This window comes from Asticcacaulis sp. (genome assembly GCF_051954415.1).
Taxonomy (GTDB): Bacteria; Pseudomonadota; Alphaproteobacteria; order Caulobacterales; family Caulobacteraceae; genus Asticcacaulis.
Window position 1 is genome coordinate 87,986 of the sequence record NZ_JBQCHT010000018.1, and the last position, 19,210, is coordinate 107,195.

The 19,210-nt window shown below is 60.1% G+C and carries 19 protein-coding genes and 1 pseudogene; 10 read left to right on the forward strand and 10 right to left on the reverse strand.

From position 1 onward, the window contains the following. Nucleotides 1-10: 10 nt before the first annotated feature. Nucleotides 11-436, reverse strand: coding sequence for a flagellar assembly protein FliX (locus ACTHND_RS06185; protein WP_440176808.1), 426 nt, complete (start codon nucleotides 434-436; stop codon nucleotides 11-13). A gap of 344 nt (nucleotides 437-780) precedes the next feature. Here ACTHND_RS06185 and ACTHND_RS06190 point away from each other — a divergent pair, with 344 nt between their 5' ends. Genes ACTHND_RS06190 through ACTHND_RS06200 form a run of 3 tightly spaced genes read left to right on the forward strand, consistent with a single transcriptional unit; the run spans nucleotide 781 to nucleotide 2,626 of the window. Beyond that, a complete protein-coding gene (locus ACTHND_RS06190) occupies nucleotides 781-1,839 on the forward strand; it encodes a flagellar basal body P-ring protein FlgI (RefSeq protein WP_440176857.1) in 1,059 nt (352 codons plus the stop codon). Continuing rightward, nucleotides 1,839-2,186 carry a rod-binding protein gene (locus tag ACTHND_RS06195; RefSeq protein ID WP_440176810.1) on the forward strand — a complete coding sequence of 116 codons (348 nt, stop codon included), beginning with the start codon at nucleotides 1,839-1,841 and terminating at the stop codon, nucleotides 2,184-2,186. Before ACTHND_RS06190 ends, ACTHND_RS06195 begins: the two co-directional genes overlap by 1 nt. Continuing rightward, a complete protein-coding gene (locus ACTHND_RS06200) occupies nucleotides 2,186-2,626 on the forward strand; it encodes a flagellar basal-body protein FlbY (protein ID WP_303831949.1) in 441 nt (146 codons plus the stop codon). The genes ACTHND_RS06195 and ACTHND_RS06200 overlap by 1 nt, the downstream gene beginning before the upstream one ends. On the opposite strand, the gene ACTHND_RS06205 is transcribed toward ACTHND_RS06200, so the two are convergent. Beyond that, complete coding sequence (locus ACTHND_RS06205; RefSeq protein ID WP_440176813.1) at nucleotides 2,627-3,664, reverse strand: hypothetical protein; 1,038 nt, start codon at nucleotides 3,662-3,664, stop codon at nucleotides 2,627-2,629. It abuts the gene before it with no gap. Nucleotides 3,665-3,928: 264 nt separating this feature from the next. On the opposite strand from ACTHND_RS06205, the pseudogene uvrA reads away from it, so the two are divergent. Further along, nucleotides 3,929-6,838, forward strand: a pseudogene (gene uvrA, locus ACTHND_RS06210) (excinuclease ABC subunit UvrA). Between the two features lie 58 nt (nucleotides 6,839-6,896). After that, a complete protein-coding gene (locus ACTHND_RS06215; protein WP_440176815.1) occupies nucleotides 6,897-7,718 on the forward strand; it encodes a carbonic anhydrase in 822 nt (273 codons plus the stop codon). On the opposite strand, the gene ACTHND_RS06220 is transcribed toward ACTHND_RS06215, so the two are convergent. Together ACTHND_RS06220 and ACTHND_RS06225 are read right to left on the reverse strand one after the other, a co-directional pair. Further along, on the reverse strand, nucleotides 7,715-8,632 hold the full coding sequence (locus ACTHND_RS06220; RefSeq protein ID WP_440176817.1) for a hypothetical protein: 918 nt from the start codon (nucleotides 8,630-8,632) through the stop codon (nucleotides 7,715-7,717). The genes ACTHND_RS06215 and ACTHND_RS06220 overlap by 4 nt on opposite strands. A gap of 36 nt (nucleotides 8,633-8,668) precedes the next feature. Further along, nucleotides 8,669-9,475, reverse strand: coding sequence for a hypothetical protein (locus ACTHND_RS06225; RefSeq protein WP_440176819.1), 807 nt, complete (start codon nucleotides 9,473-9,475; stop codon nucleotides 8,669-8,671). 130 nt (nucleotides 9,476-9,605) lie between these two features. Between ACTHND_RS06225 and trmFO the strand changes: the two genes are divergently transcribed. After that, nucleotides 9,606-11,006 (forward strand): methylenetetrahydrofolate--tRNA-(uracil(54)-C(5))-methyltransferase (FADH(2)-oxidizing) TrmFO, encoded by a 1,401-nt coding sequence (gene trmFO, locus ACTHND_RS06230; protein ID WP_440176821.1) that lies wholly within the window; start codon nucleotides 9,606-9,608, stop codon nucleotides 11,004-11,006. Nucleotides 11,007-11,080: 74 nt separating this feature from the next. Beyond that, nucleotides 11,081-11,785 (forward strand): DUF1353 domain-containing protein, encoded by a 705-nt coding sequence (locus ACTHND_RS06235; protein WP_440176823.1) that lies wholly within the window; start codon nucleotides 11,081-11,083, stop codon nucleotides 11,783-11,785. On the opposite strand, the gene ACTHND_RS06240 is transcribed toward ACTHND_RS06235, so the two are convergent. The 6 genes from ACTHND_RS06240 to ACTHND_RS06265 form a co-directional block, all read right to left on the reverse strand. Continuing rightward, nucleotides 11,782-12,465, reverse strand: coding sequence for a squalene/phytoene synthase family protein (locus tag ACTHND_RS06240; RefSeq protein WP_440176825.1), 684 nt, complete (start codon nucleotides 12,463-12,465; stop codon nucleotides 11,782-11,784). The genes ACTHND_RS06235 and ACTHND_RS06240 overlap by 4 nt on opposite strands. 4 nt (nucleotides 12,466-12,469) lie before the next feature. Next, entirely contained in the window at nucleotides 12,470-13,111 is a 642-nt protein-coding gene (locus tag ACTHND_RS06245) for a hypothetical protein (RefSeq protein WP_440176827.1), read from the reverse strand. A 154-nt stretch (nucleotides 13,112-13,265) separates the two neighbouring features. Continuing rightward, on the reverse strand, nucleotides 13,266-14,240 hold the full coding sequence (secF, locus tag ACTHND_RS06250) for a protein translocase subunit SecF (protein WP_440176829.1): 975 nt from the start codon (nucleotides 14,238-14,240) through the stop codon (nucleotides 13,266-13,268). A 12-nt stretch (nucleotides 14,241-14,252) separates the two neighbouring features. Continuing rightward, nucleotides 14,253-15,845, reverse strand: a complete 1,593-nt coding sequence (gene secD / locus ACTHND_RS06255) for a protein translocase subunit SecD (protein ID WP_440176831.1) — start codon at nucleotides 15,843-15,845, stop codon at nucleotides 14,253-14,255. Nucleotides 15,846-15,878: 33 nt separating this feature from the next. After that, nucleotides 15,879-16,226: a preprotein translocase subunit YajC gene (yajC, locus tag ACTHND_RS06260; protein ID WP_440176833.1), complete on the reverse strand. Its 348-nt coding sequence runs from the start codon at nucleotides 16,224-16,226 to the stop codon at nucleotides 15,879-15,881. Between the two features lie 157 nt (nucleotides 16,227-16,383). Continuing rightward, entirely contained in the window at nucleotides 16,384-17,556 is a 1,173-nt protein-coding gene (locus ACTHND_RS06265; RefSeq protein WP_440176835.1) for a peptidoglycan DD-metalloendopeptidase family protein, read from the reverse strand. Between the two features lie 371 nt (nucleotides 17,557-17,927). Here ACTHND_RS06265 and ACTHND_RS06270 point away from each other — a divergent pair, with 371 nt between their 5' ends. Genes ACTHND_RS06270 through ACTHND_RS06280 form a run of 3 tightly spaced genes read left to right on the forward strand, consistent with a single transcriptional unit; the run spans nucleotide 17,928 to nucleotide 19,058 of the window. Beyond that, nucleotides 17,928-18,110, forward strand: a complete 183-nt coding sequence (locus ACTHND_RS06270; RefSeq protein WP_440176837.1) for a hypothetical protein — start codon at nucleotides 17,928-17,930, stop codon at nucleotides 18,108-18,110. An 18-nt stretch (nucleotides 18,111-18,128) separates the two neighbouring features. Next, nucleotides 18,129-18,533, forward strand: coding sequence for a hypothetical protein (locus ACTHND_RS06275; RefSeq protein WP_440176839.1), 405 nt, complete (start codon nucleotides 18,129-18,131; stop codon nucleotides 18,531-18,533). Between the two features lie 3 nt (nucleotides 18,534-18,536). Continuing rightward, nucleotides 18,537-19,058 carry an RNA polymerase sigma factor gene (locus ACTHND_RS06280; protein WP_440176841.1) on the forward strand — a complete coding sequence of 174 codons (522 nt, stop codon included), beginning with the start codon at nucleotides 18,537-18,539 and terminating at the stop codon, nucleotides 19,056-19,058. Nucleotides 19,059-19,210 lie beyond the last annotated feature (152 nt).

Here is a 19,210-nt window from a genome sequence, read left to right on the forward strand (position 1 = left end):
ACTTCAGGCATTACATCAGCCGGCGCTTGGCCAGTTCGACACAGGCGCGGGTCTCGATCTCGTTGAGCACACCCTGCAGACGATCATCCTCGATCTCTTCCTTCTGGAGCGCGATCATTGATTGCAGGCGGATCAGGGCCTCATCATCGATATCGCCGGAAAGCACGCTGACCTTGAGATCATCGAGCGCATCGAGAATATCGCGGGAGCGCTTGATCTGGCGGCGACGGCGCCCCGTCAGCACGTCTTCCTCACCCTGCAGGGCCATCAGGGCATCTATGCCCATCATGCCAAAGGCGGCCGAAGTTTGAGCTGTAGCTGCGGACTTTCCCGCCGCATCATTGCCGGACAGCGAAAATCCGCTGCCCGTCTTTTTCACGCCGCTGGAAGAACCGCTGATCGGCGCGCCGGTAACCGAATTGATCCTGAATGTCATAATCTGACCTGCTGCGAACCCACACACTATATTAAGACGCCGTGTAGTTTCTTCTGTTTTGCCCGGCTTACAAAGCATAAGGGCAAAAACCGGCTTTTGCCAGTGAACGACACGGTCATTATTGCCGCCTCAGGGTAAGCGAAGCCTTAACGCCCCGGCACAAATTTCCCGTTGACGCGCACCTTCAAAAACCACCCCGCCAAGACATTGATTATAATTGAGAAAATTCTCGCCGATTCGTGGCATGGATTTCGCAGCCCCATCGACAATTATGGTTAACGGGTAAGTTCATGCGCCTCACCAAACTGAAAGCTTTCTTTTGCGCCACCGCGATCGCCGGGTTGATGCTTTACAGCCCCGCCATGGCCGGTTCGCGCATCAAGGACATTGTCGATGTCGAAGGCGTGCGCACCAACCAGTTGATCGGCTACGGCATTGTCGTCGGCCTGAGCGGCACCGGCGATACCGTCCGCAACTCGCCCATGCTCAAGCAGAGCCTCGAATCGATGATGGAGCGCATGGGCGTCAATGTCCGTGACGCCAACCTGAACACTAAGAACGCCGCGGCCGTCATGGTCACCGGCGAACTGACGCCCTTCGGCGCGTCGGGCTCCCGTATCGATGTCACCGTATCGGCCATGGGCGACGCCAAGAGCCTGCTCGGTGGCACATTACTTGTCACCCCCCTGCTCGGCGCCGATGGCGAAGCCTATGCCGTGGCGCAAGGCACCGTCCAGACCGGTTCGGTCTCGGCCGGCGGCGCGTCGGGATCGTCGGTCACCAAGGGCGTGCCGACTGCCGGCCGCATCGCTTCCGGCGGCACGATCGAACGCGAAACGGCGTTCAACTTCAATTCCATGCCCTTCCTGCGCCTGACCCTGCACAATCCGGATTTCGCCACCGCGCGCCACATTGCCGATGCCATCACCCGCCAGTATCCGGGCACGGCCATCGCCGAAAACCCTTCCATCGTCGCCATCAAGCCCCCCGCCGGCATGACCATGATGGATTTCATGACCCTGGTCGAACCGATGAATGTCGATGTCGACACCCCGGCCAAGGTGGTGATCGATGAGGTCAATGGTGTCATTGTCATGGGGGAAAATGTCCGCATTTCGCGTGTCGCCATTGCCCAGGGCAATCTGACGATCCGCGTCGATGAACAGCCCGGCGTCAGCCAGCCCCTGCCTTTCTCGCAGGGCCAGACGACGGTTGTGCCCTCCAGCAATGTTTCGGTGGATGAGGAAAAGGGCAAGCAACTGATTCAGTTGGGCGGCGGATCGTCGCTTTCGGACCTGGTGGCCGGCCTCAATGCCCTGGGCGTAACGCCGCGCGACATGATCGCCATCCTGCAATCGATCAAGGCGGCCGGCGCGCTGCAAGCAGATATTGAGGTGATGTAATGGACAGCGCTGCCCTACTTACCCTTCAATCCGCCCAGACCCAGGCCGCTACGGCCCAGCAGAACCAGGCGACAGCCGCCCTGACCAGCAAGACCGGCCAAAATACTGAAAAGGGCAATGCCAAGCTTGGCCTCGATTTCGAGACCATGTGCCTGACCAACCTGCTTTCGCCCATGTTTGAAGGACTATCCACCGACGGGCCGTTCGGCGGCGGTCATGCCGAGGAAACCATGCGCTCCTTCTATGTCGGCGCCATGGCCAAGCAAATGGCCCAGCGCGGCGGCATAGGCATTTCCGACATGATGCAGAGCCAGTTGCTGAAACTCCAGGAAAAGGGAGCCGCCTGATGGCCCTCGCCGCCGCCAACGCCACCGAACGCGCCCGGCAACTGATCGCCCTGACCACCCGGCTGGGCGAACGCCTCGTATCGGAAACCGCCAGTCTCCAGGCACGCCGCCCGCAGGATATTCTGGAGGGCATAGAAGAAACGCGCAACCTGTCGAACCTGTACCGCCACGAATCCATGCGCATCAAGGCCGATCCCAGCCTGCTGGAAGGGCTGGATCCGGCCGATAAAAAGGCCCTGCGCGAGGCGACGGAACTGTTCCAGGACCGTCTGCACCAGTACGAACTGGCGGTGAACGCGGCCAAGACCATTACCGAAGGCATCATCAGCGCAGTGGCGGACGACCTGAACAGCCGCCGCAAACAAACCTCGCCCTATGGCGCCAGAGGCCGCACAATCGACACCGGCCCGCAATCGCTGAATTTCGGCAAGAAGGCCTGACTACTTCTTTGGATCGGCCGTGCCGCCACCATTGCCCATATTGCGCTGATCCTTCGCGCTCGAATAGGCACCCGGTTGCGGGGCCTGGTCGCGCTGGTCCGCGGCTGTCGGCACATGGGTGACACGGTTCCAGTAGGCATCATTGCCGGCTGATGTCTTGTAACGCAGGGTTTGGTCTTTTTTCGCCACCGCCGCCTGCAGACCGGCGTCCGGCTTCGGCCCCAGGTTTTTCTGACTGGCCAGGTCGGTCATCTGGCAATCCGCCGGCAGGGGCTTGCCTGCCTTTTGCGTCGAAACGCACCAGTCGTGGTTTTGCAGGGCCTGCGTCACCTGTCCGCGCCCGCCTTTCAGCGTCCCCACACCACTCGGCAGTCCGGCCGGTGGCGACATGGCGCCCAACCGTCCGCCACCGCCCGTTGCTGGTGCCAGCCCCGAGGGCGCCACCTTTTGCAGGGCCGGGATATTGATATCCGGCGTTTCATGCAGGTTCAGGTCGCTGACCTGACCAACCGTTTCCTGGGCCTTTGCATCCAGTTCTTCCTGCGCCTTCTTCTTGGCGCGGGCACTCATTGACGGACTGGGTGGCGCATCGGCCACCGTGGCCGGCGCGGTCAGATCGAGTGGTTTTTCCTTTGGAATGGTGACGGTAATCGGCTTGACCGGTTGCGGCTGAACGACCGGCTGGGGCACGACGGCTGGCGGCGCCTGCTCCATCTGACGAGGCGCTTCATTGACCGGCTGCGGCGTATCCGGTTGCTGCACGTCGCGCGGCACGATGACCGACACGGGTTCGGGCTTCACTTCCGGTTCGGGCTTTGGTGGCGGCACGTCCCAGATTTCGGCGGGCAGGAAAGGCTCTTCAATGAACTGGCTGTCGAGGTTCCAGATTTCCGGGTGGGTCGCCACCAGCATCCAGAACAGAAGCCCATGCAGGATGAGGGCCAGGACAATGGCGCCCGCCAGCCGCGACCGGCGGCTGGTCCGCGCCGTCACGCCCGCCAGCCACAGCTCCATGCTGTCACCGACGCGGTCTCTCATCCGTATGATGCCAGCCTGCATAGGGTTTGATCCTCTTCGTCCCAACCCTGACGATAGATTCAGGCCGTACTTTGTCCTGTTTGTGTGCAGGTGTCAAAAAGCCCCTGCTGACATATATCGTCAGCGTGAACTCTTAACGTCAAAATCCGATGTGCAATGCCGTACCGAAACATTAATGTTGCCAAATTGTTCTTGCGCCCCTCTGGCAAATCGCGGCAAAGCCTCTATATACTCCCCTGTTCCATTTTTTGAGGATATGCGCGTATGGCCAAGCCTTCCGATCAGGACTTCATCAGGGTTCGCGGTGCCAGGGAGCATAATCTCAAGGGCGTGGATGTCGATATACCGCGCGGCGAACTGGTGGTTCTGACCGGGCTTTCGGGTTCGGGGAAGTCCTCGCTGGCCTTCGATACCATCTATGCCGAGGGTCAGCGCCGCTATGTCGAATCGCTGTCGGCCTATGCCCGCCAGTTCCTCGAACTGATGTCCAAGCCCGATGTCGACCTGATCGAGGGACTATCGCCGGCCATCTCCATCGAACAGAAGACAACCTCGAAAAACCCGCGCTCGACCGTCGGCACGGTCACCGAGATTCATGACTATATGCGCCTGCTGTGGGCGCGCGTCGGCATTCCTTATTCCCCCGCCACCGGCCTGCCGATCGAGAGCCAGACCATTTCGCAGATGGTCGACAAGATCATGGCCCTGCCGGAAGGCACGCGCCTGCTGCTGCTGGCGCCCTTCGTGCGCGGCCGCAAGGGGGAATACAAGAAGGAGATCGCCGATCTCCAGCGCCAGGGCTTCCAGAGACTGAAGATCAATGGTGAGTATTATCCCATTGAAGAGGCACCGAAGCTCGACAAAAAGTTCAAGCACGATATCGACGTGGTGATCGATCGCGTGGTGGTCAAATCCGGCATCATGGCGCGCCTGGCCGACTCACTGGAAACCGCGCTCAGGCTGGCCGATGGTCTCGCCATTGCCGAACATGCCGACATCGAAGACGGCGAGACCGAGCCGAAGCGCATCATTTTCTCGGAGAAATTCGCCTGCCCCGTCTCCGGTTTCACCATTACCGAGATCGAACCGCGCCTCTTTTCGTTCAATAACCCTTACGGCGCCTGCCCGACCTGTGACGGCCTGGGCGTCAAGCTGGCCTTCGACAAGGACATGATCGTCGCCGACCCGAAGCTGTCCCTGACCGGCGGCGCTATTGCACCGTGGTCGAAAGGCCCCTCGCCGCTCTATGCCCAGACCCTGCAGGCCCTGAGCGTCCACTATGGCTTCAATATGGATACGCCCTGGGAAAAGCTCAGCGAAGATGTCCGCAATGTTATCCTGCACGGATCCGGCGGCCAGAAGATCAAGTTCGTTTATGAAGATGGCAGCCGCCGCTACGATGTCACCAAGGTGTTTGAAGGCGTCATCCCCAATATGGACCGCCGGTGGCGCGAGACCGATTCGTCATGGGTGCGCGAAGACCTGGCGCGGTATCAGTCCGAGACGCCGTGCGAAGCCTGCGGCGGCAAGCGCCTGAAACCCGAAGCCCTGGCCGTCAAGATCGATGCCAGGGACATCGCCGAAATCTCCGGACTGTCGATCAAAAGCGCGCACGCGTGGTTCAATGCCATCGAAGGCAAGCTGACCGAAAAGCAAATGGAGATCGCCCGCCGAATCCTGAAGGAAATCAAGGACCGGCTGCGGTTTCTTAATGATGTGGGTCTGGATTATCTCAACCTGTCGCGCAATTCCGGCACCCTATCGGGCGGGGAATCGCAGCGCATCCGCCTTGCCTCTCAGATCGGCTCCGGCCTGACCGGCGTGCTCTACGTGCTCGATGAACCTTCCATCGGTCTGCACCAGCGCGACAATGACCGCCTGCTGGTCAGCCTCAAGGGTCTGCGCGACCTTGGCAATTCAGTCCTGGTGGTCGAGCACGACGAGGACGCCATCCTTCAGGCCGACTACGTCATCGATATGGGGCCGGCCGCCGGCGTGCATGGCGGCGAGATCATCGCGCAAGGCAAACCGGCGGATATAAAGGCCAATCCGAAATCCCTCACCGGCCAGTACCTGACCGGTAAGAAGGAGATTCCGCTCTTCTATGGTGAAGGCCACAAAGACCAGCGCCGGCCGGTCAACAAGAAGAAAATGCTGAAGGTGATCGGCGCCCGCGGCAACAACCTGAAAAACGTCACCGGTGAAATCCCCGTCGGCGTCATGACCTGCATCACCGGCGTTTCCGGTGGCGGCAAGTCGACCTTCACGCTGGAGACGCTGTACAAGGCTGCTGCCCGCCGGCTCAACAATGCCTCAGCCCATCCGGCGGCGCACGACAAGATCGAGGGGCTGGAGCATTTCGACAAGATCGTCGAGATCGACCAGTCGCCGATTGGCCGCACGCCGCGCTCCAATCCGGCCACCTAGACCGGCGCCTTTGGCCCGATCCGCGACTGGTATGCCGGCCTGCCGGAATCGAAGGCGCGCGGCTATGGCCCCGGCCGCTTCTCGTTCAACGTCAAGGGCGGCCGCTGCGAGGCCTGTCAGGGCGACGGCGTTATCAAGATCGAGATGCACTTCCTGCCCGACGTCTACGTCACCTGTGACGTCTGCAAGGGCAAGCGCTACAACCGCGAGACCCTGGATATTGTCTTCCGCGGCCATTCGATCGCCGATGTGCTGGACATGACGGTCGAGGAAGGCGCCGACCTCTTCAAGGCGGTGCCGTCGATCCGCGACAAGCTGAAAACCCTGGAACGCGTTGGCCTGGGCTATATCAAGATCGGCCAACAGGCCACCACCCTTTCTGGCGGTGAAGCGCAGCGCGTCAAGCTCAGCAAGGAATTATCCAAGCGCGCCACCGGAAAGACGCTCTATATCCTCGACGAGCCGACCACCGGTCTGCATTTCGAGGATACGCGCAAGCTGCTGGAAGTGCTGCATGAACTGACCGACAACGGCAATACGGTCGTGGTCATCGAGCACAATCTCGACGTGATCAAGACGGCCGACTGGCTTCTCGATTTCGGTCCGGAAGGCGGCGATGGCGGCGGTGAGATCGTGGCCTTTGGCACCCCCGAACAGGTGGCGGCCAACGAAAAGAGCTGGACCGGCAAGTACCTCAGGGACATGCTGGCCAGGCACCGGAAGCGCCACCTCGAACCGGCGGAATAGTTCGCCTGAAAAGGGAGACGCTTAATCTCCGTTAACCCTTTTTCGGCACAGTGCGGGCATGAAAAGTCCGAGTCGCGCCACCGCCGTTTTTATGGTCAGCCTGCTGGCCCTGTCGCTTGTTGCCTGTTCCAGCAAGAAGGAGGCCCACGCACCGGAAGCTGAACACGCGACAGAAGGACATGGCGGCCCGCCGGTGTCCAAATGGACCTATGATGGCGACACCGGCCCGGAACACTGGGCCCAGCTTGGCGGCGCTTCGGCGATCTGCGGCGATGGCCAGCGCCAGTCGCCGGTTGATATTGTCGGCCAGCCGAAGATGCAGTTTTCGCACATCGGTCTGAACTATAATTCGGTGACCGCCACCATCCAGAACACCGGCAAGACGGTGCGCGTTGTGCTGGCCAATGGCGGCGATCTTGAAATCGACGGCGCTAAGTACGCCCTGAAATCGATCGAGTTCCACAGCCCCAGCGAGCACGCCATCAATGGCCATCATTCCACCCTGGAAAGCCAGTTTGTTCATGTCGATGACAAGGGTCACACGCTGATCGTATCGGTGCTCTATGATATCGGCGTGGCCGATCCGATGCTGGGGTCACTGTGGACCTACCTGCCCTCCGATCCGGGCCAGCCCGTGCCCCTCGCCGATCTGCTGATCAATGCCCAGGACCTGATGCCGGGCACCGAAGATTTCTACGTCTATTCGGGTTCACTGACCACCCCGCCCTGCACGGAAGAAGTGACCTGGATGGTCTATGCAGCGCCGCTGACCATCAGCGCGGAACAGGCCGATGCTTTCCAGCGTCTGATCGGCCCCAATGCCCGCCCATTGCAGGCACGGCATGAGCGTGACTTCTTCCGCATGGCCGGAACAAATTAACTGGCGGCCTTTTCCTCGACTTCACGCGGCTTGATCTTCCCACGCAGGGTCCGATAGGCGGCCGCCGATGCCGCCAGCTCGATACTGATGCCAAGCGGCATGACGAAGGCAAAGGTCAGGACCGTGGCGATCACCGAGGCCGGGGTCAGGAAACTGTCAACGCTCGTCATATCTGGCATCCGGATTTCACCGGTCACATTCAGGCCGAGCGCCAACACCTGAATGGCCTCGATGATCTTGTCGCACAGGAAGGCCACCACCTGAGCCAGGGCAAAGGCCGTGGCATAGCCGGTGAAAAGCGACCAGAAGCGATCCCGCGTCATGGTAAAACTGCCAAATAAATCAAACCGTTTCAGGTCAAAACTCTGAACGCCGTTTAACGACAGCCGAATGCCCAGCCACAGGGCAACCCCTATGGCGGTGATGTAGCCCAGGGTCTGAATACCCGCTGCGGCCTGTACATTTCCGCCGCTGATCAGCAGGCCCAGCAAGCCCGCCAGCGCGGAGATACCGGCCAGAACACCGAACAGGATAATGAGCGACACCGCACGCACCGCCATGATGCGGATTTCCTGCCAGCCAAAGGCCAGGAATCCCAAGCGGTCATCCGTTTCACCGAACACGACCCGGCATACCGCGCAAACAAGCACCGACGACATCAGGATATAAACAGGCGCGCACAGGAGGATAGCCGGCGCGATTTGCTGGTTCAGCGAATTGAGCGTTACAGGGTCAAGCTTGCCAGACTGGAACATCGCAAACGCCTGCGCCACGGCTGGCCCCGCCATATGGACCATGATCAGGCTCATGACACCATAACCAAACAGGGTGATCGCGCCCCAGAAGGCGATCAGTTTCGGCCGTTCGCGGATAATACGAAAGCCTTCGAAGGCAAAATCGAACGTCAGGTTCATGCACAGGTCTCAGCCGTCCGCACGTTTGCGAACAGCCTATTTAGACCTGATCGCCATGATCTGCCTATAGGCGGAGGCCAAAAATCCGACAATGAGCGGGAAAAGTCCGAAAATGGCCAAGGCAAGCAGGGCACTATGCAGCCATATAACAGCGCTGCCATGGCCAAACTGACGAACCGCCAGCCCACGGGCAAGGGCAAAAGGCAGGACGATCACCATCAATCCAATGAACAGCCGACTGACATTGCCACTGCTCAAGCCCAGGGCATTGAGCGCCACCAGCTTGCGGCCACCGATATTGGCGGCGGGCATAAGTACGAATTTCAGCGTCACAAAAACCAGAAACAGGATCGCCGCAAGGATATAGACGATGAATACATAGTCGGCGCCCGAATGACGTCGCCATATAGCGCAAACCGCCGCCATCGAACTCTCATAGCCGGCCGCCAGCCCTGACAGGCTGAGCGCAATGGCGAATACCAGGAAAATCGCCCCGGCAATCAGAACCATAAACGCGGCGACAATCAACGAGGCCAGCAGAAGGCGCAGTTCGGGACGCGCGATCTGCAAACCGCCAAAACCCAGCCCCTCCGCTCTGGCCGCCTTGCCGAACAAGGCAATGCGATAGAGCGCGCCGTGGGAGACAAGCTTCAGCAGCAATATGCAGAAGATCAGCAGGAGCGGTGCGAAATTCAGTGGCAATTGCTGTCCGGCCATAAGCCAGGGGCCGCCGGCCAGGGCCGCAAACATCAGGACCAGAACCAACCACGCGCCAGTCCACGCCTGCGGCACGAATCCCACAGCCGCCTTCAGGGCATTCATCACTGAAAATTCCGCACGCATCTTACCCCCGCCATGGCCTCTCAGTCTCATTTCAGGCCATTCGTGATTTAGAAACAAATCCATTCGCTTTAAAAGCTTATTTCGTTAATACCGTCGCATTTCCCTTCCGCCCTTGCTATAGCGCCACACCATGACAACTCTTCACTCTCCTGTTCACGTTATCGGTGGCGGTCTCGCCGGTTCGGAAGCCTGCTGGCAACTCGTTTCCGCCGGCGTCCCGGTTATCCTGCACGAAATGCGTGGTGGCACGCGCAACGGCCAGCCGATCACCACCAATGCCCACCAGACCGACGGCCTGGCCGAATTGGTCTGCTCTAACTCCTTCCGCTCAGATGACTGGCAGTTCAACGCCGTGGGCCTGCTGCACGAGGAAATGCGCCGGGCCGGTTCGCTGATCCTGAAAAGCGCCGACAAACACCAGGTGCCCGCCGGCGGTGCGCTGGCCATGGACCGCGATAATTTCTCGGCCGCCGTCACCGAAACGTTGAGCAATCACCCTCTGGTGACGATTGTGCGCGAGGAGGTCACCACGCTTGCTGACAAGGACTGGCAGAATGTGGTGGTCGCTACCGGCCCCCTCACCTCCGAGGCCCTGTCGCAATACGTACTGGATGTTTCCGGCGAAGGGCAACTGAGCTTTTTCGACGCCATTGCGCCGATCATCCATTACGAGTCCATCGACATGTCGAAGGCGTGGAAGCAGTCGCGCTACGATAAGGAAGGCCCCGGCGGCGATGCGGCGGCCTATATCAACTGCCCGATGGACAAGGATCAGTACGAAGCCTTTATCGATGCCCTGCTGGCAGGCCCGAAGGCCGAATTCAAGGACTGGGAGCATGTGCCCTATTTCGACGGCTGCCTGCCGATCGAGGTGATGGCCGAGCGCGGCCGCGAGACCCTGCGCTATGGCCCGATGAAGCCGGTGGGGCTGACTAATCCGCATAACCCGACCGTCAAGGCTCATGCGATCATTCAACTGAGGCAGGATAATGCCTTGGGAACATTGTATAATATGGTCGGTTTCCAAACCAAGCTGAAGCACGGCGCGCAAGCCGATGTCTTCCGCATGATTCCCGGTCTGGAAAACGCCCAGTTTGCGCGACTGGGTGGCCTGCACCGTAATACCTTTATCCAGTCGCCGAAAATCCTTGACCGCGAACTGCGCCTCAAATCGCACCCGGCCGCCCGCTTTGCCGGCCAGATCACCGGCGTGGAAGGCTATGTCGAAAGTGCCGCCATCGGTCTGCTGGCCGGCCGTTTCGCCGCTGCGCAGGCCCTGGGCAAGACCTTGCCTGCACCGCCGGAGACGACAGCGCTGGGCGCCCTGCTCAACCATATCACCATCGGCCATCTGGAAGGCGGCTCGTTCCAGCCCATGAACATCAACTATGGCCTGCTGCCGCAACTGGAAGCGCCCAAAGTGGATGAAAATGGCCAGAAAATCCCCTTAAAGGAACGCGGCCGCGCCAAAAAACGCCTGATGTCCCTGCGCGCCTTGCAGGATTTGCAGGACTGGCTAAATATCGCCTGAATTTTCGGCTAACTGCCGAAGATCATGGGGAAATCATTCAGGTCGTTTTCGTGCGTTTGTTAAAGTTCATATCCTTGTCTGCCCTGTTGCTGGCCACTGGCTGCGCCACCGAAAAGACGACCGAAACCGTCTATGTGCCCGTCGTGGCGCCGGTCACGCCCAGTTCGCTGACGCCTCTGCCGATCATGCTGTTCAACCAGACCAAGCAGGGCCGCAAACTCTTCACGCTGAACGCCGAGTTCCCCTATTGCGATCCCGGCACCGGGATGGTGATCGTGGTGCCCAAATGGTATGTCACCGATTTCGCCTCCGTGCCTTGGTACGGCCAGAGCGTGATCGATCCGCAAGGCCCGACCGCCCGCGCCGCCATCATCCATGACTGGCTCTATACCATCGGCGAACCCGGTAAACGCGATGTGGCCGATGGCATCTTCTACCGCGCCATGATCAAATATGGCGTGCCGGAATACCAGGCGCGTATCGCCTATAACGCTGTCCATATCGGCGGTCAGGCGGGTTATGGGCTGGCCGGAGACTGGCAGTTTACCGATCCGGCGCATCAGGATGTGAAACAGCTTCCGCCTTTTGCCAAGCCGCGCACCGGCGCTGTGCGGATCATGCCGAAATGCCAGGGCTTCAATGAATTGATCCAGTCGGGCTGGCGGGCCTATCCGGAAAAGCCGGTCAGTATTGCCGTGCCGCCACCGGTGGTCGTGACCGAAAAGCCGCTGGATGATGTGCTGAAAAAGCTGCCTTGGGGCAAGAAAAAGACAGACTAGATCCGGCCGGTCACGAACGACCAAAACAACCGCAAACGCTTGGATAGCGGCCCCGGCGCCCGTCCCTGCCAATAATCGGCCGCCAGAGATGCCGGCAGGGCCAGCGGCATCAGAGCGGGTGGCAGACTTTTCATCGCCCGGCCGGCCTCCCGTTTCAGATGCGCCAGTTCCATATCGCCGGCATCGCTCAAGTCCCGTATTGCCTTGATCTGCGCCATACCGTAGAGACGCGCCACATCGGTGAGGTCGGCGGTTTCGCCCAGCACCTGCGCGGACAGACGCAACAGGTTACCCTCGCCGCGATCAACTACGCCCAGAGCCGCCTTGATCGTCAGCGCTCCCTTGTCGAGCAAAGGCATCTGCTCTTCGATCAGGTCGTGAAAGGTTGCGGTCGGCAGGCGGTAGCGCTCGATCATGGCCTTGAGAGCTTCGGTCAGCGGGTGATAGCGAACCGGCCGTCCCTCGGCGATTTCATCGATGGCCTCATACCACCAGCGCAGGCGGATTTCCCCCATCAGGGGGTCGGTCGTTCGCTCGGGAATGTCACGCAAGGTTTCGAGAAAGGCAAACAGGCTCAGGACCTCGGCGCGCTTTTCGGCATCCGGGATAAAAGCGCAGGCCAGGCGAACGTCCTCGGACTTTACTTTGATATCCGGGGGCAGCAATTCAGAGGACGTCATTTACTCAGCCGAAAATCGTTTGATACATGGCCATGCTCGCCAGCATGGGCAGGGACAGCAGCGTATTGATGCGGCTGAAGACCATGGCCTTTTTCGCGGCGGCGGTCTTCTGCTCCGGTGTAAAGCCATCGCGGATACCGAGCGCGATCTTCTGCGCTGGCCAGATGGCGTGCCAGACGTTCATGAACATGATCAGGCCGAGCCACATGCCGACCCCGATAAAGATGAACTGGGCATTGCCCTTATCGAAGCCGAACACATAACCCGCCGATGTCAGGCTGGCAAAACCTAAGCTCAGGGCCTGGACGATGTAACCGCGCAGCCAGGCCAGCGCCAGGCCGAACACCACGGTAAACAAGGCCGCATAACGAAACCAGAACAGAGCTTCGGGCGCGATATATTTGCTGACCGCCGGTTTCAGATCAGCCGGAATATCCGGCATGACGCGGATCTGCACAAAGTTGAAATAATAAAGCAGGCCGATCCACAGGACGCCGCTCAGCACATGCGCCCAGCGCAAGCTTGCCGTCAGGAAAATCACATCGAAACCGCCCGGCGAATGGATGCCGAAACCGACCATGACGACCGCTGCCAGCAACAGGCTGACGATCATCACATTGCGAAGATTACCTAAGAAAACAGCCATGACACGCCCCTGCTTGCCTTAAAGAGTTACACCATAGCTGAGCCTTTATGGCGAGTCGAAAAGTATTAGCTCTTGAGCACTCGAAGCGACGTGTACGCCTGTACACGAGCGAGGGCGCGCAAAGAGATGATGCTTTGCAGACCGTCAGAAAGGCTCAGGGCATTTGCTTCGGCTTTTTGCCGTCTTTAAAGCCCCCCAGATCGACGACTTCCGCATCCGGATCATTGCGGTTCACGCCCCAGATCAGGATGATCGGCAGGGCGACATAGATCGACGAATAGGTGCCGATGAGGATACCGAACACCATGGCGAAGACCAGCGGAAATAGCGCCGGACCACCGAGGAACAGCATGCCGGCCAGGGCCAGGACCGCGGTCGAACCGGTGATGATCGTCCGCGACAGACGTTCGTTTTCCGACAGGTTGATAATGTCGGCCAGCGGGGTCTTCTTGAACTTGCGCAGGTTTTCACGCAGCCGGTCGAAGGTGATGACCTTTTCGTTCATCGAATAGCCGATGACGGTCAGGAGCGCGGCGATCGAGGTCATGGTGAATTCGATCTGCAGAAAGGCCATCATGCCGACCGTCAGGGCCACGTCATGCAGCACGGCGATCACCGCGCCGGAACCGAACTGCAGGCCGGAGGGGAACCGGATCCAGATATAGACCAGCATCAGCAGGAGGGCCGCGCCCAGCGCCAGGAATCCGGAACGCAGCAGTTCGGACGATACCTTCGGCCCGACCACTTCGGTGCGCTTGAAGGTGATGCCCGGCACGGCGGCGGCCAGCTTGGATTTCACCGCCTCGACGCCGTCATTATTTTGCTGCTGTTCGCTCAGCTTGAACTTGATGATGACGTCACGGGGGCTGCCGAACGCCTGGACCGAGGCATCTTCCGCGCCGAATGTCGTCATGCGCGCCCGCAGGTCGCCCAGATTGGCGGCGGCCGGCGTCTCGACCTCCAGCACATTACCGCCGGCGAAATCGGTGCCGAGGTTAAGCCCCTGGGTGAACAGCACGACGACCGTCGCAATGATGGCGAGACCGGAGATGATGGCGGCGACCGGCGCATACTTCGTGAAGCGGAAATGGAACTCGGTCGGCAGGTTTTTGATAAGTGGCCAATGCATGACGCGGATACCTTAAATCGGAAGTTTTTTGGGCTTGGTGGCGCGATACCACCAGCCGAGCAGGACCTGGCTGACCAGGATGGCCGAGAAGACGGAGGTGAAGACACCGATCATCAGCGTCCAGGCGAAACCACGCACCGGGCCGGCGCCGAAGACGAACATGATCAGGGCCGAGATCAGCGAGGTAATGTTAGCGTCCAGAATCGACACCAGAGCGCGCGAGAAGCCGACATCGAGCGCGGCGATGGGCTTGTGGCCGCTGCGCTCCTCGTCACGGATGCGCTCATAGATCAGCACGTTGGCGTCAACCGCCACCGCGAGCGACAGGATCAGACCGGCGACGCCGGGAAGCGTCAGGGTGGCCTGGAAGACTGTCATCGAGGCGATAATCAGCACCAGGTTGACCAGCAGGGCGGCAATGGAGACGCCGCCGAAGACGAAGCCATAGGCCAGGAACATGAAGACGACAATGGTTATGAAGGCGATGATGGTCGAGACCATGCCGGCATGGACCGCATCCGCACCCAGTTCGGCGCCGACGGTACGCTGGCTCTCAAAGTTCAGCTTGGCCGGCAAGGCGCCGCTCTTCAGGATATTGACGATTTCCGAGGCTTCCTCATGGCTGAAACCGCCGGTAATCTGGCCGGTGCCGCCCGTGATGGCGCCCTGGATGGTCGGTGCGGAAACGATATGGCCATCGAGAATGATGGCGAAGCGCTTGCCGATATTGCGCGAGGTGGCATCGCCGAAAGCCTTGGCGCCCTCGCCATTGAAGGCAAAGTCGATGGCCGGGCGCTGATACTGGTCCACCCCGACATTGGCGCGCGTCAGGCTGCCGCCGGTAACCAGGATGGCCTTGCGCACGACGAGCGGACGACCGGTCTGATCCTCAGGCAGGGCTTCGGAACCCGGCGGGATGCGACCGGCGGCCAGGTCGGCCGGGCTTACGGTTTCATCGACCATCTGGAAGGTCAGCTTGGCCGTGCGGCCGATAACGCGCTTCAACTGCTCCGGGTCGCTTTCACCCGGCGCTTCAATAACGATGCGGTTGATGCCCTGGCGGCTGATCGACGGTTCCTTGGTGCCGAGGCTGTCGATCCGCTTGCGGATGACTTCGATGGAGGTTTCCACCGCGCCGGCCGAGGTCGAGCGAATGCCTTCCTGGGTGAGGGTCAGGGCGATCGTCTGGTCATTGCCGCGCTGGACATTCATATCCTTGACCGAGGCATTGTTCGGCAGCGGCGTGGCCAGGCGAATGAGGGTCGAATAGGCGTCATTCAGCGCCGCCGGATCGGTGATGCGGACGCTGACCGTCGTGCCCGAGGCCACCAGGTTCGTAAAGGCGATCGACTTTTCATTCAGGCGCGCCCTCACCTCTTCGGTGACGCTGCTGATCTTGGTCTTCACCAGGTCGTCCGTATCGACTTCCATCAGGAGATAGGAGCCGCCCTGCAGATCGAGCCCCAGATTGAGTATCTGGGTCGGCATGAAGCCTTTTACCTGATCCCGCACACTGGCCGGGAGGAAATTGGGCAAGGAAAACAGAATGCCCAGAAGGGTAGCGGCGATAACCAGCCCTACCTTCCAGCGTGATAGATTGATCATGATCGGGATGCTCGGTCTTTAAACTGTAACGGCTTAATTCTTGGCGTCGTTGGCTGGGGCGGGTTCGCCCTTGACGCGGACCTCGGTGATCATCGCCTTGACCACGCGTACATTTACGCCGGTAGCGATTTCAACCATGATTTCGGCGTCCTCGATGCGCGTCACCTTGCCAATCAGGCCGGATGACATGACCACCGTGTCATTGCGCTTCAGCGCGGCGAGCATGGCCTTGTGCTTCTTGGCCTGCTGGCTTTGCGGGCGGATCATGAAGAAATACATGGCGCCGAAGAGGATCAGCATCATCGGCAGCATGGTGATCAGATCACCGCCAGGGGTGGCGGCAGCGCCGGCGGCCTGGGCAAAGGCGGGTGTTGCGAACACGAACGTCTCCTAATATTGATTTTTTACACGCGCGCTAAAGGCGGGGCAAAAATGGGTTCGCCATACATAGGCACAACCCGAAAAAGGTCAATGACATATTTGCCACGATGCCTTCGGGCGCGGAAAAGCTGTGAAACTCTGCCTTTGGAAGCGGCGCCTACGGCAGGACCAGCGCCGGATCGATCGGACGGGCGATGTCCGTCGAGGGGGTATAGCGGATTTCAAAGTGCAGTTGCGGCTTGTCGATAGTGCCGGTCTGGCCAACGGTGCCGATCACCTGCCCCTTGCTGACCCGTTCGTTGTTCTTCACTTTCATGTTCTGGAGGTGGGAATAGCCCGTGTACCAGCCGTTATCGTGCTTGATATAGATGGTATTGCCCAGTTCCTTAACCTGGTCGCCTTCGTAGACCACCGTGCCATCCGCCGCAGCCTTTACTTCGGTGCCTGAGCTGGCGCCGATATTGATGCCGTCATTGCGGATGTTTGGCCCCAGTTGACCGAAGGGCACCAATACATGCCCCTTCACCGGCCAGATAAACTTGCCCTTGCCCATCTGGGCGATCTGCGCATTGGCCGGGAAGCCGGCGACCGGCGGCACGGGTTTGGCCACTACCGGCTTTGCGGCCGGCACCGTCGGCGCCGCCACGGTGGGCTTGGTTACGACCGTTGTCGTGGTCGTGGTTGTCGTCGTTTTGGCGGGCTCCGAAACCACGGGCTTCGCCGGCGGCGGTGTCGTCACGACCGGCTTGGCTGGTGCGGCCGCCGCCAGAACCGTCTTGACCTTGGTCATGGTCGGCCCGTTGGCATGGTCTTCCACGCCCTTATCGACCGCGGATGCCGGCAGCAGGATCTTCTGGCCGACACGCAGGGCGGAATCGACCGTCAGGCCGTTCAGCGCATACAGGCTCTTTATCGGCACAGCGAAGCGGCGCGAAATGCCGAACAGGGTGTCCTTTGGCTGCATCAGATAGATATAGGCCGCACCTGAAGGCTGGGCCGCTGCCGTCACGGCAGGCGTGGCCGGTTTCGTCATGGCCACAGGCGGTGGCGGCGGAGGGGGCGGTGGCGGCGTCAGGGGCGCCAGTTCGCTGGCCTGCACGCTTCCGGAGGGAGAAGGCGTCGTCACGGCCGGCGGCGTCTCTTCCACTGGCGCCGTAGGGATTGTCGCGGTCGGCTCGGCTGGCCGGTCCTGCATGTAGATGGGATATTTCGGCTGCGGCATCCCCGCGCTCGTACAGCCCTGCAAGGTAAGGCCAGCCAGAACGACCAGGGACAGGCTGACCACTGCGCGGCGCAGACGGCCCTCTGAATTCAGGTTTTTCAGGATCATGACGGGCTCCAGCATCGACGGACAGACGGTTTTTTGGCCAAACCTACTCTATGCAAACTTATGGCTAACGATTGGTTAACCCATTTTTGAAAAATCCCTTAACAAATCAATGTGACCGGTCCGCCGGACAACTTGGTTAAAATGCCCCGGAAGGGTGTATCGCTTTGTAATTCAAAGCCGCTGCATTTAACCTCGAACCTGGCCTGTTGGCGGAGAGTTTACGCCACGGATTGCAACTCCGTGCAGCCCCGTTCAATTCGGGGGCAGGCCTCCACTCCCCTTCTTTTCAAAAATATTTTCCACGCCCGCATCCAATCAGGCCTGTGGCGGATATCAAGTCTCAGATGATGATCCTGTCGGGAGGCACAAAGATGTTCGTAACCCTTTTCAATCACTACTGGTGGCTGCTGTTTCCACTGTGCTTCGCCGTGTTCAGCGTGATGCGTGCGATCCTGAGAGACGATGAAAGCCGCCGCATCCTGTCATTGATCCGCAGCTACACCGATCAGGGCAAGGAACCGCCCGCCGAACTGCTCGCGCTGCTGAAGCGCTGATTACAAGGAAACCGAGCCATGACCGCAACAGACCTTTTCAACAGCTACTGGTGGCTGATCTTCCCGATTTTCGGCATGGGCATGGGGCTTGTCGCCATGCTGGGCCACTTCCGTCACCGCAGCGAAACCCTCAAACTGATCAAGACCTATGCCGACCAGGGCAAGGAACCGCCCGCCGCCCTTCTGGAAGCGCTGCGCAGCGATGAAGACCGCGCCTATAACTGCCGGGGGGGACGACGCAGCCACTGGAGCCAGGTCGTCGTGTTTGGCGCCCTGGCCGCCGCCTTCGGTTATTTCGGCTACTACGGCGAAGGCGGGTCGATTTTCATTTCGCTGGCCATAGGTTTCGGCATCGCGACCGCCGCCCTGCTGGTGATTTCCATTATCCGGGCGCTGACGGGCGCGTCACTGCCAAAGGGATAAGGCATGGATGACCCGCTGATCCGGCGGGCCAGGGAAGGCTCCAGCGATGCCTTCTCACGGCTGGTGGCTGAGCATCAACAGGCGGTGCGCGCCTTCGTGCGCCGCCTGTGCGCTTTGCCGGACGATGCCGATGACCTGGCGCAGGAAGCCTTCGTCACGGCCTGGGCAAACCTGCACAAATTAAAAGATGGTGTGTCATTCCGGACCTTCGTCTGCAGCATCGCCTATCGCAAGGCGCTGAACGACCGCCGCCGCTTCAACCGCTCCGGCAACCGCGACACCGAGTGGTTCGGCCTGCAGGAACAGTCGAGCGCGTCAACCATTAATGCGAAACTGTCGGTCCAGACGGCCCTGGCCAGCCTGCCGCTCGACCAGCGCGCCGCTATATCTCTATGCGTCGCCGCCGATTACAGCCACGCCGAAGCCGCCGACATTTTGGGGCTTCCGCTCGGCACGATTAAGTCGCATATTCTCAAGGGAAGGGCCAAACTCAACGCCCTTCTGGGTGTACCGGATGACAAATGACGCTTTGAAATCAATGTTGACCGAAACCATGCCCCCCCCGCCGGCGCATGATATTGGTTTTGTCGTCGAGGTGATGAAACGCGTCGAACAGCGCCGTCTGTATCAGAATCTGGCCTGGCTGGTGCTCGGCACGGCCGCCGTCACCGCGCTCC

Bases quoted from the DNA above. Each gene is read 5' to 3' on its own strand.
- ACTHND_RS06185 (WP_440176808.1), bottom strand. From the start codon at position 436: ATGACATTCAGGATCAATTCGGTTACCGGCGCGCCGATCAGCGGTTCT.
- ACTHND_RS06190 (WP_440176857.1), top strand. From the start codon at position 781: ATGCTTTACAGCCCCGCCATGGCCGGTTCGCGCATCAAGGACATTGTC.
- ACTHND_RS06195 (WP_440176810.1), top strand. From the start codon at position 1,839: ATGGACAGCGCTGCCCTACTTACCCTTCAATCCGCCCAGACCCAGGCC.
- ACTHND_RS06200 (WP_303831949.1), top strand. From the start codon at position 2,186: ATGGCCCTCGCCGCCGCCAACGCCACCGAACGCGCCCGGCAACTGATC.
- ACTHND_RS06205 (WP_440176813.1), bottom strand. From the start codon at position 3,664: ATGAGAGACCGCGTCGGTGACAGCATGGAGCTGTGGCTGGCGGGCGTG.
- ACTHND_RS06215 (WP_440176815.1), top strand. From the start codon at position 6,897: ATGAAAAGTCCGAGTCGCGCCACCGCCGTTTTTATGGTCAGCCTGCTG.
- ACTHND_RS06220 (WP_440176817.1), bottom strand. From the start codon at position 8,632: ATGAACCTGACGTTCGATTTTGCCTTCGAAGGCTTTCGTATTATCCGC.
- ACTHND_RS06225 (WP_440176819.1), bottom strand. From the start codon at position 9,475: ATGCGTGCGGAATTTTCAGTGATGAATGCCCTGAAGGCGGCTGTGGGA.
- trmFO (WP_440176821.1), top strand. From the start codon at position 9,606: ATGACAACTCTTCACTCTCCTGTTCACGTTATCGGTGGCGGTCTCGCC.
- ACTHND_RS06240 (WP_440176825.1), bottom strand. From the start codon at position 12,465: ATGACGTCCTCTGAATTGCTGCCCCCGGATATCAAAGTAAAGTCCGAG.
- ACTHND_RS06245 (WP_440176827.1), bottom strand. From the start codon at position 13,111: ATGGCTGTTTTCTTAGGTAATCTTCGCAATGTGATGATCGTCAGCCTG.
- secF (WP_440176829.1), bottom strand. From the start codon at position 14,240: ATGCATTGGCCACTTATCAAAAACCTGCCGACCGAGTTCCATTTCCGC.
- secD (WP_440176831.1), bottom strand. From the start codon at position 15,845: ATGATCAATCTATCACGCTGGAAGGTAGGGCTGGTTATCGCCGCTACC.
- ACTHND_RS06265 (WP_440176835.1), bottom strand. From the start codon at position 17,556: ATGATCCTGAAAAACCTGAATTCAGAGGGCCGTCTGCGCCGCGCAGTG.
- ACTHND_RS06270 (WP_440176837.1), top strand. From the start codon at position 17,928: ATGTTCGTAACCCTTTTCAATCACTACTGGTGGCTGCTGTTTCCACTG.
- ACTHND_RS06275 (WP_440176839.1), top strand. From the start codon at position 18,129: ATGACCGCAACAGACCTTTTCAACAGCTACTGGTGGCTGATCTTCCCG.
- ACTHND_RS06280 (WP_440176841.1), top strand. From the start codon at position 18,537: ATGGATGACCCGCTGATCCGGCGGGCCAGGGAAGGCTCCAGCGATGCC.